General features: G+C 61.4%; 15 protein-coding genes. 10 read left to right on the top strand and 5 right to left on the bottom strand.

Annotated elements, in window-relative coordinates:
* Window positions 1-179: 179 nt before the first annotated feature.
* The gene (locus HL653_RS22705) at window positions 180-1,364 is read left to right on the top strand and encodes an FAD-dependent monooxygenase (RefSeq protein ID WP_171746505.1); all 1,185 of its coding nucleotides are present in this window, start codon (window positions 180-182) and stop codon (window positions 1,362-1,364) included.
* A gap of 362 nt (window positions 1,365-1,726) precedes the next feature.
* On the opposite strand, the gene HL653_RS22710 is transcribed toward HL653_RS22705, so the two are convergent.
* The 4 genes from HL653_RS22710 to HL653_RS22725 form a co-directional block, all read right to left on the bottom strand.
* Window positions 1,727-2,353 carry a glutathione S-transferase family protein gene (locus tag HL653_RS22710; RefSeq protein WP_171746506.1) on the bottom strand — a complete coding sequence of 209 codons (627 nt, stop codon included), beginning with the start codon at window positions 2,351-2,353 and terminating at the stop codon, window positions 1,727-1,729.
* Between the two features lie 47 nt (window positions 2,354-2,400).
* Window positions 2,401-3,804 (bottom strand): dihydrolipoyl dehydrogenase, encoded by a 1,404-nt coding sequence (locus tag HL653_RS22715; RefSeq protein WP_171746507.1) that lies wholly within the window; start codon window positions 3,802-3,804, stop codon window positions 2,401-2,403.
* Window positions 3,805-3,945: 141 nt separating this feature from the next.
* Window positions 3,946-4,137 carry a helix-hairpin-helix domain-containing protein gene (locus HL653_RS22720; protein ID WP_171746508.1) on the bottom strand — a complete coding sequence of 64 codons (192 nt, stop codon included), beginning with the start codon at window positions 4,135-4,137 and terminating at the stop codon, window positions 3,946-3,948.
* 28 nt (window positions 4,138-4,165) lie between these two features.
* Complete coding sequence (locus HL653_RS22725) at window positions 4,166-4,735, bottom strand: peptidase S14 (protein ID WP_171746509.1); 570 nt, start codon at window positions 4,733-4,735, stop codon at window positions 4,166-4,168.
* A 299-nt stretch (window positions 4,736-5,034) separates the two neighbouring features.
* Here HL653_RS22725 and HL653_RS22730 point away from each other — a divergent pair, with 299 nt between their 5' ends.
* From HL653_RS22730 to HL653_RS22750, 5 genes are all read left to right on the top strand, one after another.
* Window positions 5,035-5,235, top strand: coding sequence for a hypothetical protein (locus HL653_RS22730; RefSeq protein WP_171746510.1), 201 nt, complete (start codon window positions 5,035-5,037; stop codon window positions 5,233-5,235).
* Between the two features lie 104 nt (window positions 5,236-5,339).
* Window positions 5,340-5,648 carry a hypothetical protein gene (locus tag HL653_RS22735; protein WP_171746511.1) on the top strand — a complete coding sequence of 103 codons (309 nt, stop codon included), beginning with the start codon at window positions 5,340-5,342 and terminating at the stop codon, window positions 5,646-5,648.
* 869 nt (window positions 5,649-6,517) lie between these two features.
* A complete protein-coding gene (locus HL653_RS22740) occupies window positions 6,518-7,267 on the top strand; it encodes a Crp/Fnr family transcriptional regulator (RefSeq protein ID WP_171746512.1) in 750 nt (249 codons plus the stop codon).
* A 476-nt stretch (window positions 7,268-7,743) separates the two neighbouring features.
* On the top strand, window positions 7,744-8,640 hold the full coding sequence (locus HL653_RS22745; protein WP_171747218.1) for an iron-containing redox enzyme family protein: 897 nt from the start codon (window positions 7,744-7,746) through the stop codon (window positions 8,638-8,640).
* A gap of 586 nt (window positions 8,641-9,226) precedes the next feature.
* Window positions 9,227-9,658 carry a hypothetical protein gene (locus HL653_RS22750; protein ID WP_171746513.1) on the top strand — a complete coding sequence of 144 codons (432 nt, stop codon included), beginning with the start codon at window positions 9,227-9,229 and terminating at the stop codon, window positions 9,656-9,658.
* Window positions 9,659-10,946: 1,288 nt separating this feature from the next.
* On the opposite strand, the gene HL653_RS22755 is transcribed toward HL653_RS22750, so the two are convergent.
* Complete coding sequence (locus HL653_RS22755) at window positions 10,947-11,417, bottom strand: hypothetical protein (protein WP_171746514.1); 471 nt, start codon at window positions 11,415-11,417, stop codon at window positions 10,947-10,949.
* 334 nt (window positions 11,418-11,751) lie between these two features.
* Here HL653_RS22755 and HL653_RS22760 point away from each other — a divergent pair, with 334 nt between their 5' ends.
* The 4 genes from HL653_RS22760 to HL653_RS22775 all read left to right on the top strand — a co-directional run bounded on the left by HL653_RS22760 (window position 11,752) and on the right by HL653_RS22775 (window position 16,312).
* Window positions 11,752-14,352 carry a PAS domain-containing protein gene (locus HL653_RS22760; RefSeq protein ID WP_171746515.1) on the top strand — a complete coding sequence of 867 codons (2,601 nt, stop codon included), beginning with the start codon at window positions 11,752-11,754 and terminating at the stop codon, window positions 14,350-14,352.
* A 610-nt stretch (window positions 14,353-14,962) separates the two neighbouring features.
* Window positions 14,963-15,124 (top strand): hypothetical protein, encoded by a 162-nt coding sequence (locus tag HL653_RS22765; protein ID WP_171746516.1) that lies wholly within the window; start codon window positions 14,963-14,965, stop codon window positions 15,122-15,124.
* Between the two features lie 59 nt (window positions 15,125-15,183).
* A complete protein-coding gene (locus tag HL653_RS22770; RefSeq protein ID WP_171746517.1) occupies window positions 15,184-15,366 on the top strand; it encodes a hypothetical protein in 183 nt (60 codons plus the stop codon).
* 277 nt (window positions 15,367-15,643) lie between these two features.
* Entirely contained in the window at window positions 15,644-16,312 is a 669-nt protein-coding gene (locus tag HL653_RS22775; RefSeq protein ID WP_171746518.1) for an HAD family hydrolase, read from the top strand.
* Window positions 16,313-16,335: the final 23 nt, after the last annotated feature.

Raw genomic sequence — 16,335 nt, forward strand, 5'->3', positions numbered from 1 at the left:
CACCCGCTTTCAGCAGCGCGTCGTCCCATCGCAGCCCCCACACGTCGGTGTCGCTCATGATGACGAGCATCAAGGTCCTCCGGTCGTTTTCGAGGCAAGCCTTCGCCTCGGTGAGGTTCTGGCTGGGGTGCTGGAACACGGGCGCAACGGGAGGCTTTCATTCTGCCGAGGAGAGATCCATGGCGCGTAGCTTCTTGATCACCGGTTGCAGCATCGCCGGAAACACCGCCGCCACGCTGCTCAGCCGGCACGGTTTCGACGTCACCGTGGTTGAGCGTGCCCCAGAGTTCCGCGACGGCGGCCAGAACGTCGACGTACGCGGTGTCGGTCGCGAGGTTCTGCGCCGCATGAAGCTCGAGCAGGCGGCGCTGGACCAAGGCACCGGTGAAGAGGGCACGGTGTGGGTCAATGAAGACGACAGCGCCGCCGCCCGATTCGAGGCCGACGCGATCGACGGCGACGGCCCGACCGCCGAGATGGAGATATTGCGCGGCGACCTCGCCCATCTGCTTCATGACGCAGCAGGCGGAGACGTCGACTTCCGCTACGGCGATCACATTACGGCAATTAGCAACGAAGAGGGGGAGGCTGTCGTCACCTTCGCCAGCGGCGCCATTGAGCGATACGATGCAGTGATCGTCGCCGAAGGGGTCGGCTCGAAAACGCGAGAAATCGTCTTTGCGGGCGAGAACGACACCCGCTGGATGGACATGACGATCACTTTTTTTACGGTCCCACGGACAGCCGACGACGACCGGATGTGGCGCTGGTACAACGCGCCGGGCGGGCGTAGCGTTTCGCTCCGCCCCGACAGGCACGGTACTACGCGTGCGATGCTCTGCCTGTCGAAAAAGCCTGGGGGCGAGCAGGACTGGGGCCAGGAGCGGCAGAAGGCGTTCCTGCGCGATCGCTTCGCCGATGCCGGTTGGGACACGCCCCGCATCCTGACGGCCATGAAAGACAGCGACGACTTCTATTTCGACGTATTACGGCAGGTACGGATGCCGCGCTGGTCGAAGGGCCGCGTCGTCCTGACGGGGGATGCCGCTTGGTGCGCGACCCCGCTGGCAGGCGTCGGCACCACCCTCGCTGTTACGGGTGCTTACGTTCTCGCCGAGGAGCTAGCGCGGCATGATACGGTTGCGGATGCCTTCGCAGCATATGAGGAGCAAATGCGGCCTATGGTCGAGGACGGCCAAAGCATCCCTAAGATCGCTCCGAGGCTGATGCATCCAGAGACGCGGCTCGGCATACGGCTGCTCCATGGCATGCTTGGCGTCGCCAGCCTTCAGCCCGTGCGCCATGCTGCCGCCAAGCTGATTGGGGGCAGCGCCAAGGAAGCCGACTTATCCCGGTATGATTAAGTGCGTGGCCGGTTGCATGAAGTTGCGGACCGCGCGAACTCAATGCCCTACCGTCTATCTTATCGGGACAGGCGAGGAAGCAGGCTCAAGGCGATCGGCATGACCACAATTCTCGCCGCTGTAGAGGTGCTTCGGCTACTTGCGCCAAGGACGAGCGCACCTCCGGAGATAGGCGCCGCTTCGCTTGGCTCAACGAGTAGCAACGCATGCCAATGGCATCTCCACCATATGGGCGGAGAACTTGCTCGTGGTCTCTGTCCCTTCATCGACCCTGACAAAGCTTTCGCACAATTGTCGGACCATGAAGGATCGGACGCGGGATCGCGCATTGCGTTGTCTGGCCTGCATGAGGCCAACACATCTCAGCCGACCGGCGGAGTCATGGTGCCTCCGATTTCGATCGCCTTGCGCAGACCAGCCGTCGCCTCCAGTCGCTCGAGATAGGCCGATACGGCCGGATAGCCCTCAAGCTGACCTATGTTGCGGAGCGCTGCTACCAGATAGCTCATCTGGATGTCGGCGAGTGTCAGCCGATCGCCCATGAGATAGTCGCGACCTTTCACTCGATCCGAGATGAGGGTCAGTGCCTTGGCCAGCTCGGGACCCGCGAAGCCGGCAAGGCCGGCAGACAGACCGCCCGTCTTCGCACCGAGAAGCGTGAACATGGCTGGAAGCGCAGCGGAGCTTTCGACATAATCGAGCCATTCCTCATGGATAGCCCGGTCGGAGGTGCCGGCTGCCGGGACGAAACGCCCATCGCCATATTTGCTCTCCAGATAGCGCAGGATCGTAGCCGATTCCGCAAGCACCAGCCCGTCATCTACCAGGATCGGCGCCTTTCCGAGCGGATGGACGACCGCGAGCTCGGGCGGGGCGCGAAAGGTGCGGTCACGCACATAGGCCTTCACCTCATAGTCAAGGCCAAGCTCCTCGAGCAGCCAGAGAATGCGCGTGGAGCGCGAGAAATTCAGGTGGTGAAGCGTGATCATAATGAGCCTTTCGGAATGATAATGCTCGACCGGATGTTCGAGAGGTGTCAGGCCCCGGGGGGACCGCCCTCGTCGCTCACATCCGGCAGCTGGAGGCCAACCTGCTCGCATATCGATCGGAGCGCGGGCTTGAGGCCTTCCTCGAAAGTCGGATGATAAAAGGGCCGGTTGAGCAGGTCGTCGGCTGTGCAACCGGCCTCGATCGACCAGGCAAGCAGATGGCCGAGATGGTCGGCTGCGGGGCAGAATAAAGTCGCGCCCCGCAAACGACCGTCACCAGGATCGGCATAGATTTCGACGAGGCCGGTAGGCCGGTTCTCGACGCGAGCACGCCCCTGATTCTCGTAACTGGCCTGTCCCGTGACCAGGCCCCCGCCGGGCTTGCTGCCGACGATCGCCACCGGGGGGTCGGTAAACATGATCGAGAAAGGCACGTTCCGCCTCGCCATCACGATCTCCGGCAGTTTGGCGGCGTTCGCTCCGGCGATCGCGCCCTCGCTCGAGGCTTCGTGCAGCACGGGCCGGTCTGCATCGGCATCGCCGGCTACGAAAATCGAACTGTCCCCGCAGCGCATTGTTTCCCGGTCAAAGACTGGCGTGCCGTGCTCGTCCAACTCTATGCCGGTCGTCTCCAGATCGAGATCCCTCACGGTTGGCGGCCTACCGGCGGCGACAAGCACCCGCTCGAACCTCTGTTCGCCCTCCGATGCTCCGGACCAAACCAGCTTCGCGTCGTGATCCACGATGGTCGCCTCGATCCTCACGCCGAGATGAATCTCGAACTCGAGTGAAAGCGCGGCTTCCAGCTTCTCGGCAACGTCCCCGCTGAGACCCCCGATCGCATCGCCTTCATCAAGCACCGTCGTCGCCACACCAAGGCGCGCCATCGCCTGAGCAAGTTCGAGACCGAGTGGCCCCGCGCCAATAACCGCAAGCGTTGCCGGCAGCGCGTCCAGCTCAAAGACCGTCTCGTTCGTGAGAACGAGATCAGAGATGCTGCACAAAGACGGTGGAACAGATGGACGTGCGCCCGTCGCGAGGACGATGGCCTTGGCTCGGACCGTCCTGCCGTCCTCGAGAGCGAGCGTCTCGCCATCCACAAAACGGGCCCTGCCCTTCACGACGACGCCGTCGGGAAGCTTGGCGATTTCATCCCGGGTGACCCGCGCGAACCGGTCGCGCTCCGTGCGCACGCGGCGCATGACGGTTGCCCCGTCCACAACAACTTCCGTGCGGATTCCAAAGACATCCGATGCGCTCGCAGTGTGCGCCGCCCGGGCGGCCGCTATCAACAGCTTTGACGGCATGCAGCCAACATTAGCGCAGGTCGTCCCGGCGAAGGCGGGATCGATGAGGATTGTCTTGGCTCCCGTCTGGCGCGCCCGCCGCTCGGCGGAAAGGCCAGCGGTCCCTGCGCCGATAACGGCTACGTCGCACTCGATGCTGCTCACGGCTGATGGATGTCCTCACGTCTTTGCTGCAGCGGTCAACAGACGAGCGCAGCCCATGGATCCGGCAGGCTGGTTGCGCGGGCAGCCCTCAGCAGCGTGATGGCGCGCGTCTCGTCACCAGTGCCGATGACGCCGAACCCCTCATTCGACAGTCAGCTCCGCTCGGATGGCGTCGTCGACTTTGCCCGAAAGGCCCGGCACCTCATCGAGCTGTCGCAGATCCGAGAAGCGTCCGCGCTCCTGGCGGTAGCGCACGATCTCGAAGCCGTGTCCCTTCAGGCCCGGCACGTCGTCCAGTGCCTCCTGATCCGCCGTGTTCACGTCGACCTTCACCAAATCGCCCTTGTTGCGCTCGGCACAATTAGAGGACCGCCGCGACAAGACCGAGTGTCTGCGCTTCAGTTGCCTCGATGTACCAGTTGGAGGGCGCCTTCTGGAGCACCTCGTCCATGGTCACGCTTGATCCGCGGATGAGGTTCTCGAACCCCTCATTCTGAATCGCGATCGATGCCTCAATCTCGTGAAGCGTCGCCTTCACCGTGGCGATGCAGGTGGTAAGCGGACCATCGATGGACAGCCGTTTCGAGAGCTTCCGCTCATGAACCATCAAGCGTGTGCCGCGGGTGAGATAGCGGTTCTCTGGCGCGAAGAAGCTCATGAATGTCGTGCCAGCCGAATAGATCGCGGCCTTGCCCAGGAAGACGAAGCGACGCGCGGGCTCAAGCTCGCTGTGAAACCGCACGTCCTCGCCCATCATCCGCGCGACCTCGGGATCGCCCCCGAGAGTCGATAGCTCCACAACTACGAGTCCCTCGGCCGGCGCATCCGCCAGCTGTGAGCGAAAGCTCTCGTACATCGCGTAGTCGACGGTGTCGCACAGCATGATCGCTGGGTTTCGAAAATCGGCGGCGGTCAGAGTCGCGGCAATCATCGTCGTCCTGTTCGTTCTTTCGAAGGGCTGGAACGCGCGCGCGCAGCTTTCGAGCCGCGTCGTCGCCTGTCACTCGCAATCACCCTGAAGGATCGGCGCCAAGGCCATTCCTAGAAATGGTGCCAGCGCCGCTGCCGCAGCGAAATTTGATCTTCAGCGCCGATACTGATCCGGTCGCCGTGCACGCTGCCACCGACCCGGTGCTGGTGTCGGCCCGTGCTGAGCCGATCTGAGAGCCCTTGGTTTCGCACGCCCCCCCTTATTGTGCGTGCGAGACGTGAGCCGCCAAGCGATCCGCAATGATCAAGCTGCCCTGGTCGACAGAACTGAGAAACTGCCGCGTGTCCGAGCTGATGCTCACGGCAGGAAGAGCAGCTATAGCTTTTCTGCGAGAGCTTCGCATGGATGTCACTGACGATGCAAACGGCTCGGCCAAGTTCCGGTATTACTGCCTTGGCGAGCTGAAGGCTGCTCAAACATCGCTGTCCGGCAGAAGCTAGCCTGGGTCCGTCGTGCAGCATGCGCCGGCTCTGCTGATCCTGCTAGGACGGGAACATTTTGCCGGCGTCTCGCGCTAGAGATTCATCCCACAAGGAGCATGCGAATGGGCTCGACAGTGTCCGGAACTTTCCCGTCCCGCCGCGAGGCAGAACTCGCGATCGAACACCTCGTGCAGGAATACGGCATCAACCGGAGCGACATCTTTGTCGAACCCATCGGTTCTGATAACAGTTCGGGCCAGTCCCCGTCTGGAGCTGACGTCGAGAGCGGCCACGTCGGAATTTCGGCCGATGCAAAGGGCGCTTCCTATGGAAACGCGCTGAAGGTTTCGGTCGACGTCAACAGCGATGAGATCGTGGATGTTCGAACCGCCTTCCGGAAGGCTGGCGCCACGGAAACGGGCGAAGCGTGACCGTTTGAAATTCTATTGTAGGGTTCGCTCGCAGAGCCCTGCTGCGGTGATCAAGCATGGGCTGCGCCAAACGTAAGGGGCCTTGCAAGGATGCTCCCGTTGCTCAAGTGGCTGGCCTTTTGGCGAGGATGATCCCGACAGGTTGGAGAATTTCTGCGGCGCGATCCTTCATCACGTCTGTTCAGACAACGGTACGTTGCTCGCCAAAGCGTACCGAGAAAGCAGGCGCAGCTGAACGGGCGCATATCACCGAACGCTACGGGCAGGCGACGGCATATGGGCTGATCGCAGCGATCCAAGACGTCGCGACGCTGCTCGCCTTGTCGTCGATTGAACGTCGAATTTCAAGCTGATCAAACTGGCGCTGCAAGCATCCTTGCGTCATTCAGAACAGCGTCTGACAGGCGCTTGAACTCGGAGATGAGACACCGCGCACCGCCATCGCCGCGCCGATCAATCATCTGATCTGCCAAGTCGCTGGCGCCGCTCGAGGGCCCGTCGTAATCTCGCCGAGGAGCTAGCTTTAGGCAGATCTGTGGCAACGGATACAGCTCGCGTAACTCCCGTTCGTCGGTGCGTGCCGAGTGAAGGATTAAAACGCACCTCGGCTCCCTCTAGAACGGCTGAGAGTGGAAAGACGTCGTGGTCCGACAGCCGAACATCCGGAATCGCGCAGGCCGGCAGTCGCTGATCAACGGCGGTCACCGCATCTGCGACGCGTTCACAAGGGCCTTAGGCTCTGTGCCCGGCGGCCTCGACAACCTGTCTCAGTCGAGTGCGACTACGAGATTGTCCTCAACAGACGATGTCGCACGGCCCCGGTTCAAGGTTGGGAACGATTTTTGAAAGCACCGGTTCGACCACAGATCATGCCAGAACCCCTGCACGACGCCTTGGAGCTTTACCTGCGGCGACTGTGTCTGCGCACGCAGCTTGGTCGTCAAGAGCGCGACGCCATTATGGCGCTTCCCGGTGAGATGACCATCGTCGATGTCGAACATGATTTTGTTCGGCTGGGGGAGAAGGTCGAACACGCCTGCCTGATCGTTGACGGCATGGCGGCCCGGTTCGCTCAGCTCAGGAATGGACAGCGAGGGATTGTCGCGTTGCACCTGCCGGGCGATATGGCGGATCTTCATTCCGTCGTGGCCCCCGAGACCAGTTGGGCGCTGCATGCGACGACACCGACAAAAATTGCGCGGATACCGCACAAAGCGCTGCGAGATCTGAGCGAGCGCTTTCCGTCGCTTGCGCTCGCCTTCTGGCGCGACTGTGTGGTCGATGCGTCTATCTTGGCGCAATGGACGCTCAATCTTTCGCGTAAAGATGCGGCAGCGCGGCTTGCCCATTTGTTCAGCGAGATGCGCTACCGCTACGCGGCGGTTGGCGCACTCCGCAAGGGGAGCTTTCCTTTCCCAATTACACAGACGACGCTCGCCGATGCGTTGGGTTTAACTCCCGTCCACCTCAACCGCATCCTCAAGCGGCTCAGGGAACAAGCTATCCTCGTCAAAAGCCTAGACCGGATCGATGTGGGTGATCCAGAACAGTTAGCAATCCTCGGAGAATTCGATGATGCCTATCTGCAGGGTTTACCAAAGCCGGATGCTTCCCTGTGATACGCGGGTAACGAGGTTTACGGGGCGAAATCGTAGTGTGATCATGCATTTTGTGGAAATGTCTCACCGCGATTGAACATAGACGCCGCATCAGGCGACGCGCCCGACGCGGAAGGTGCTGACTTCATAAGTCTGGACGGCGCCCGATATCAGGGCATCGCTGGCATCCGCTGGTCCTCAGTGCCGAGATTTTGCACGGCTCACTTGATCTGCGCGATAGGCCAGAAATGGTCGTGACGATGGATCGTTGATCGGACACCATCCTCTTTTTTTGGCACGCTGCGCACCACCCGGCTGATCCGGATAAATCGTCCTAACTTAGATTTGTGTGCGTCAGCCCAGCGGGGTCGATGCGGAACTTATAAGATGCCGGCGGCTTTCTCGGGAACGAAATGGCGGAACCAGGCACGATCGTGACGCTCGAGCAATGCCGACGCGATCGGGCCCGTTCCAACGCAAATTTTGTGGAGAGTGAAATGCTTCGTTCGGTGAACGAACCTGTCGTGCCGCGTCCTTCTCAATTTCAGACAGACAGCTTCCAGCGCAGCCTCGCCCAGTGGAATCGCGAACGGCTGATTCCCCGGCTGCCCAATGATGACTGGCAGCGCGAACTTGAACGGGACATGCGGATGGAGCGCCTCCAACGCGCCTTCCTAGAAGAGTTACGCGCCGAAGTCGCGGAAATGACTGCCGCAGTCCCAACGGATGCCGAGCAATTTGTCGGCTGGTTCGAGGCGCTGAAGATCGCAGGTCCAGGTCAGGGCGATCCGCTCTTTCCATGGCTTGCCGAGAATGCCAACCGGGATCAGTTGCGCTGGTTTTTCGAACAGGAAGCAGCCGGCGAGGCCGGCTTCGATGATCTTGTGGCCATGACCCAGGTCAAGCTGCCCGTCGGGCCTAAACTCGAGCTGGCACGAAACTATTGGGACGAGATGGGGCGTGGCGCGCGCGCCGGCATGCATGGCCCGATGCTGGATGAATTGGTTGACACGCTTGAGGTTCAGCCCACCATCGAGACCACAGTGTGGGAAAGTCTCGCGCTGGCCAATGTCATGACCGCGATGGCGACGCGGCGAGATTATGCGTGGCATTCAGTCGGTGCGCTGGGCGTCATCGAGCTTACTGCTCCGGGGCGCTCGGCGCTGGTTGCCAAAGGCTTGCGCCGGATCGGGCTCAGCAACCGCGAACGGCGCTATTTCGATCTTCACGCCGTACTCGACGTCAAGCATAGCGAGTCTTGGAACAAGGAGGCTCTTCTGCCTGCGGTGGCAGAGGACCCGGCGCGCGCCACGGCTATTGCCGAGGGCGCGTTGATGCGATTGCTCTGCGGCGCTAGATGTTTCGCTAGATACCGCACGCACTTCTGGGGCTGAGAGCACGATGATCGCACGAACGCGCTTCCTGTGCGGGGCGGAGAACGGCGCTATTGCGTGGTAATGCGTTCGCCTGCTGTCAGGCCAGGCCCAGGTGTCATCTGCCAAAGGATGCGCCGCTGCGTTTATCGGCGCGACTCCTCCGCTGACCGCAGATCGAGCGATCGTGGCTAAATTGGCCCGGTGTTCGAAAGCTTGCTGTCGAGAGAGCGGCGCGGTCGATGCCACCAAACGAGATGGCTAGGACGGGTGGAGGCACGTCACAAGGGCGACGAAGTGGCGCCGTTGTTGTGATGGCAACACTTCAGTATCAGCCTGTGATGCGGCATGCCCGTCGCTCCTCTATTGCGAATCCGTCATGACAAGGACTTGGCAGCGATCGCGCTTCCACTCCCACAGCTGCGTCTCTGACCACTCAGACTGAAACGTGGGCAGAGAGACCGTTTCGACTTGCCGGAAGCGCGGGGCGGCCGGAGCGGGCAGAGTTGCGGCAAATGCGGTCAAGCAGATCTGGCCGGCCTGGTTCGCGCAACCGAATCCCATGCCACGTATTATCATCGCGTAAGCCAAACTAGGGTGCGCGCGAATGACCGATGCCGATCGAAGTGGACGCCCCCTGCCCGCGCCAGTGACTGAAAGCTGCGAAGCGCCGCCGGCCTATGTGGCCCCCGCATCCAGGCCGCCGATCGCTCGACCATCGAGTGGAGCGGTATTCGGGCGCGGCCTGCTTTTGATTGTCGCCGAGATGGTTCAGCTGGTGCTTGCGCTCATTCTTGTGGTCTTCGCACTCGCCTGCTGCTTGGCACTCGCGGTCAAAGCGAACGATGCATATCATTTTCTGGGGGAAAACTTCGTGACGCCCCGCGCGGTGTTGACGACGTTTGGGTCGATGCTGGCATGGACGCCCACTTTCCTCATCATCTGTGTGCTCGCATCAATTTTTGGGATTAAGCTCCTTGACCTGATTGTGCGGGTTCTAGGCCGGCGGGCTCGCCTCGCAGAGATATATTCGGCGTAGCGCCGCCAGCGATAATTGGCCGAACTAAGTCCCAACGCTACGTCGCAGCGATATTCGATCATAGCGCAGAGATAAACGGCAAATCAAAACAGCTTGTCTCGCCGCACATTGCTGTCTCGATTGGTTGAACCCAAGCTTCAAAGTTGCTGGGTGCTTTCAAACTCAATGTATGGAAAGATGGCTCAAAAGTCTCCGCCAAGTCTCTTCGAGGCTTCACTCAATGGTCGCGAAGGTCCGCCGCCGAACTGCACGAGCCGACTTATGTCATATGTCCTATGAATGGGTAACGACGCCCGGCTCATTCTTGCTGAACCCATCAAGGTCGAGCACGAAAGCAGTTAACTAAGGCGGCAGTCGATCCGCGATCAAACCCCAGTTCGACGCCACGCGACAAAAATGTCTGAAGGTAAGGCAGCTCCAGATAGGACATCGCGCCATCGGCCTCCATCCTTCGGCGACCAGACCATTTCATGCTCGACCCCCTCTACACGCGTGCACCCAATGATGTGACGGCCGTCTTTTGGCGCGTCGGACATGGACCATCGACGCATGCTGCTCCCCCAAGATAACGTCAAAGGATTGTCCACCCTTTCAGAACATAGGTCAATTATCGCGGCGTTAAGCCTGTAGACCTCCGCAGATCGAACATCTCTCTTGGTGGACGTATTTGGGTCCAGGCGGGGCAACGGGCAGGATGCTGGAAAACAGGCCCTGCATCAGGTTAGCCGCAAAGTCTGCCGGGCATAGCCAGCAGGCGGTCGCGCCGCTGGATCAAAAGCCGGGATTGACAGCAGCGGATTGTCGGAGGTCTGGTTGTCGAGATGGACGAGATCCAACACCGGGCCACCTTAAGATGAGGCGCGCCCGTGTCAGCCTATTTGATCTGACTGCGTCCCGCGTCTTCCACGAACCGGATTTTTCTTTCGAGAGCGCACAAAGAGCACGTTCTCTCATGTGGGATGGGGAGCGTGGGTCGATGGTAATCGCGATGCCGGAGCGGGCGGCCTCCCCACCGGGTGGCAAACTCGACATGGCCATGAGTTCACCGCTGCGTCGTCAGACGTGCGACGAAGCAATGTCACCTACGATGTCGGCCGCGCACCTTTTTGCGTGACGCTCATATTTTTTGGCAAGCTGAAGGTGCGCATGCGCCGCGCCAATATCGTCCGCCGCTTCCGCTGCCGCGCGCTCTTCCTATGCACGGCGGACGAAACAGCTATGATCATGGGCCCTGTCATGCGCATCCATATCTCCTCCGTGCGCCGCTTGCCTGAAATGTTCGGGTTGGTCAGCGCCGACTGGCAGTGGCGCCGGCAGGCCCGCGGGACGCGCTGGGTGACGCTGCGGCTCGCGCGTCGATCGCTGGCGTTCTAAGGCGAACGAGCAACGTCGCAAGAGCAGCACCCACCACCGCCCCGATGCCGATCGACGCCGCCGGGTGCGCCGCAGCGGTGCGCTGAAGATCCGTCACGAGATCGGCGGCCTCGCGCTCGCTTGCCGCGGACCCGAAATTGCGCAGCTTCTGGCTGGTCGAGGTGACCAGGTCCCGCACCGAGTCCGGCAACGGCAGCGAGTCGGCTGACGCGAGCCGTTCGACGGTGTCGGCGGCATCGATCACGGCCGTCGACCAAGTCGCGATCTTCGCATCGGCGGCGTCGAGCAGCCCCTGCGGAACGAAGGATGATGACGCAGGCCTCGAGGAAGCCGGGTTAGACACCGTCTTCGACGGTGCGCTGATATCGGCGAGATTCTGATCCATAACCAACTCCGTCTCTCCCATCGCTTTTCTTAGAGCGATCCGTCTCTCTCAACTGGCAGCCTGCACCGACGTTCCGGCTGTTCAGCTCAATCGATCAGGGATGAGACCGATAGGTGTCGTGGCGGCGACAACGCCCATCCCATGGCATGGCCGATTCGGTGGAGTTCGGCAGCGACCTCGGTGACTGGGCTTAAGGTCATGCACATCGGCGGCGAGCGCCTCGCGGCCGCTGGCGCGGCCGGCGGGCCGACAAGCAGCCGAAGCTGCGGGAACCACAGCGGGAATTGCCCTGTTAACCGCGCTCAGCGGCACCAATCCAAGATGGGCGGAACGAATGGCAGGTAGCGATCCGGTGGGAGATGCGGGCGCCAACGCCCGGCGGATAGCAGCGGCCGTTATTGGCCTCGACGATGGCGCCAACACCTTCATCGCTGCCGTGCGCGAAATGCGCATGCCGATAGTCGTCACCGATCCTGGGCTGAACGACAATCCCATCGTCTATGCCAACGACTCGTTCTGCAGGATGACGGGTTACGACAGGAGCGAAGTGCTGGGCCGGAACTGCCGCTTTCTACAAGGGCCGGAAACCGACCCGGCGACGGTGATGTCCATTCGCGAGGCTGTGAAGGAGGCGCGGCCGATCGAGATCGATATCCGAAATCATAGGAAGTCGGGTGAGTGTTTCTGGAACCGGCTCCTGCTGACGCCGATCTTCGACGCGGCAGGCAAGCTTGCCTACTTCTTCGCAAGCCAGCTGGACGTCACCGTGGAGCGCGAACGCCTCGCTGGTCTGGAGACGTCGAACCGGAAGCTCATGTTTGAGCTCACCGATCGCCTGCAGAAACAACATGAACAGGAGCGCGAGCTCGACTTCGCGCTGCGCGCCGGACGTTTTGGGACGTGGAGCATCAGCTTCGAGAACGGCGAACTGTCATCCTCGCCTGCCTGCCGGGCGCTCTTCGGTGTGGGCCGGGACAGTCCCTTCTCCTTCGAGGATCGGATCGCCGCCATTCATCCCGACGACCGGAAAGCCAACCTCGACGCCATCGAGCGGACGCACATCACGGGCGCCGACTTCGACGAAACCTACCGCGTCATTACGCCCGCAGGTGAAACCCGTTGGCTGACTTCGCGCGGACAGCCGTTTCTAAGCGAGGACGGCAAGCCGCTCAGGCTCGCAGGCGTGTCCTCGGACGTCACCGAGCAGCGCCGCGCCGAACGGATGCGCACTGCCCTGGTTGAGCTCGGCGACCTCGTGCGCGACGTGCAAGATCCCGCCGACATCTCCTTCGAGGCCGCCCGCATTCTCGGTCAGGCTTTGGAAGTCAGTCGTGCAGGATATGGCCTGATCGACCCCGCAAATGAGACCATTACCATCGAGCGCGACTGGAACGCCGCTGGCGTCTCGTCGCTGGCCGGGGTCCTGCGCTTTCGCGACTACGGGTCTTACATCGAAGAGCTTAAACAAGGTGTCGACGTGATCATCGCCGATGCAAGGAGTGATCCCCGTACGACCGATGGCGCCGAAGCGCTGGAAGCGATCAGCGCGAAGGCGGTCGTCAACATGCCCCTGACCGAACAGGGCGGTGTGGTGGCGCTGCTTTACCTCAACCACGCCCGCGCGCGGCAGTGGCCTGAGGATGAGCTCGCCTTCATCCGTGAGGTCGCCGAACGCACGCGCGTGGCGACCGAACGCCGCCGCGCGGAGATCGAACTCCGCGATCTGGCCGCTTCGCTCGAGCGGCAGGTCGAGGAGAGGACTAGGGAGCTTCTTGCAGCTGAGGAAGCGCTTCGCCAATCACAGAAGATGGAGGCGGTCGGTCAGCTCACTGGCGGCATCGCGCACGACTTCAACAATCTTCTGACCGGGATAAGCGGTAGCCTCGAAATGATCCAGGTGCGCCTGGCACAAGGACGATCTTCGGAAACCGACCGATACGTTCAGGCGGCGCAGGGCGCCGCGCGCCGCGCCGCTTCGCTCACACACCGCCTTCTAGCGTTCTCGAGGCGGCAGACCCTCGCGCCGCAGCCGACCAGCGTGAAGGATCTCGTCAATGGGATGACCGACCTCATCGAGCGTACGGTCGGCCCGTCGATCCAGGTGGAGGCCGTGAACGCCGCTGGCCTCTGGCCTGTTCTCGTCGATCCCAGTCAATTGGAAAACGCGCTCCTCAATCTCTGCATAAACGCGCGCGACGCCATGCCCGATGGCGGCAAGATCACGATAGAGACGGGAAACCGGTGGCTCGACACGCGTGCCGCCGGTGAGCGCGACATGGAGCCTGGGCAATATGTTTCGCTTTGCGTGTCGGACACGGGGACCGGCATGAGCAAGGAAACGATCGCCAAAGCGTTCGATCCCTTTTTTACGACGAAGCCCATCGGCATGGGTACGGGGCTCGGCCTCTCTATGATCTACGGTTTCACGCGGCAGTCGGGGGGACAGACGCGGATCTACTCAGAGCTCGGCCAAGGCTCGATGGTTTGTCTTTATATCCCGCGTTACGTGGGGAACGCCGACGATGTTGTCGTTCCGGATGCTGAGCCGACACTGAAACCCAGCGCACGCGATGGCGAGACCGTGCTCGTGATTGACGACGAGCCTACTGTGCGGATGCTCCTGACGGACATTCTAGACGGCCTCGGCTATGCAGCTCTCGAGGCGGCCGATGGTGCAGCGGGCCTCAAGATCCTGGAAACCGATGCCCGCATTGACCTCCTGATCACCGATGTGGGTCTGCCGGGCGGCATGAATGGCCGGCAGGTCGCGGATGCGGCCCGGGCGCGCAGACCCGGCCTCAAGATATTGTTCGTGACCGGCTACGCCGAAAACGCCGTCCTCAGCCACGGTCATCTCGATCCAGGGATGCACGTTTTGACCAAGCCGTTTGCGATGGACACGATGAGTCAGCGGATTACCGACCTGCTAAGCTAGCAGAGGCGCATCTTCGCGATACCCCTTATGGGCACGGCGGCGAGGATCGGCGGTTTTGATTCTCAGGCCCCGACCCGGGTCGCGGGGCATCCCATGAACACGGTCGATCCAAGCCCAATCAACAGCAGTTCCCCGGCCAGATGAATTTGGGGGAGCGGAAAGCGTTCGCGAGGCCTGGCCCGGAAGCAGTCACCAAAGCCACTACGGCGCTCTGAGGAAATCGGCGGATGGTTAGGAGGACGGTGGCGGCGGCGAACGGTGTCCTAGAGGCAAGCGCGGGCGGGTAATGCGTAACGTGATCGGCAAACGCGCCGTGCGCACCCGTCGGGTCGACGGGACGCTCCCCTCCCGCCGTCCGGAAAGGACATTGCCGTCGAGGCCCCGCCGAGGTTTTCCAGTGAGCGCTTGGATGAGAGAACCGCTGCTTTTGGGCCACCGTGACGCTCCATAATCAGCGTTTGGGAACCCAGAGGTTCAACCCGCCTTTGTCAGTCCAGTGCGTACCTGATCGATAGCTCACCACCTCCCGACGACATTGATGCCTTTTTGCGATCAGCGCCTCTCAACGAGCATCTGGGTAGTTATGTCTAGGTCAAAAACAGGAGATCGCATGATCACCGATAGCGAAGCCGGATCTGGAAAAGACGAGAATTCCAACGAACACGCTTCGGTCAAGGGTATCGGATCGGAGGGTGGCCCCACCGACGGCGATGAGGAAAAGGCTCTGGATGATGTCAAGGAGAGCACCGCCGAAGACCGAAAATACGAATGACTTCGTCGATGCGCACTATCGACGTCCCAAGTCTCACCCTAGCCGATAGAGGATCTATTATGACTGACGACCAGTCGGACCATAGCATAAAAAGTGATGACGAAGGCAAACCTGCAGGCGACAGTGGCGGCGGCGAAGACGAAAGCAGCACCGAGCATAATGGGGATGACAGCCACCTCCATGAAGATCAAAAAGCACCGGCCTTTCCCGCTGCAGAGCCGGATAAGAAAGGCCCGCAATAGCGCTGCTGGGTGACATGGCCCCGCTGCCCAAGGACGATACGAGAGACGCTCGCGAAACAGCCGCTGACAGCACCGATCTCCCGTCCTCTTGCGGACCGTGCAGTAAAGCGTGTCACGAGACCCAATCGGAGCGCGCCATGCTCATCGCCCTGCGCGGAACTGGGTATCTGATCATGTGACACTAACAGAAATAATGATCGTTGGGGTAACGCTCCGGCGGCGTAGCGCGGGCCCGACCGCGACGACCGACCGTTCCCCTCCAATCGCGGGAGGTGACATGACGGTCAGGGCTATTCTCTTCGACATCGACGGCACTTTGGTGGACAGCAATGAGCAGCATGTCGCCGCGTGGAGCTTCGCGTTCAGAGAGGCCGGCCATCCCCAGGAAGTCGACGACATCCGGCTTCAGATCGGCAAGGGCGGCGATCTTCTTGTTCCAACCCTTGCGCCGGACCTGTCTGAAGACGCTCGCAAGGCGATCTCCGAAGCTCACGGTGAGTATTTCAAGACGATCTATCTGGAATCAGTGCAAGCCTTTCCGGACGCGGCCGACCTGGTCCGCCGGGTCAAGGCAGACGGCAGGAGAGTCGTGCTCGCCTCGTCTGCGAAACGGAGCGAGCTGGAGCATTATGTGGCGCTGCTCGGAATTGCTGATGTTGTCGACGCATCCACCAGCATCGACGACGTGGAAGCATCGAAGCCGGCACCCGACATTTTTGAGATGGCGCTGAAAAAGGCCAGCGTCGACGCAGCCGAGGCGATCGTGGTGGGCGACACCATTTACGACGTAGAGGCTGCGGCGCGCTCGGGCATTGCAGCGATCGGGCTGACCTCTGGGCCATTTGACGGTGGCCAGCTGCGAGACGCAGGAGCCATTGCGATATTCACCGATGCTGCAGCGCTTTTGGCAGAAATCGACCGCTCGCCGCTCAGCCTGTCGGACTGATTGTATCCGCGCCTTTGCTTTCG

This window comes from Sphingomonas sp. AP4-R1 (assembly GCF_013113735.1).
Lineage (GTDB): Bacteria > Pseudomonadota > Alphaproteobacteria > Sphingomonadales > Sphingomonadaceae > Sphingomonas_I.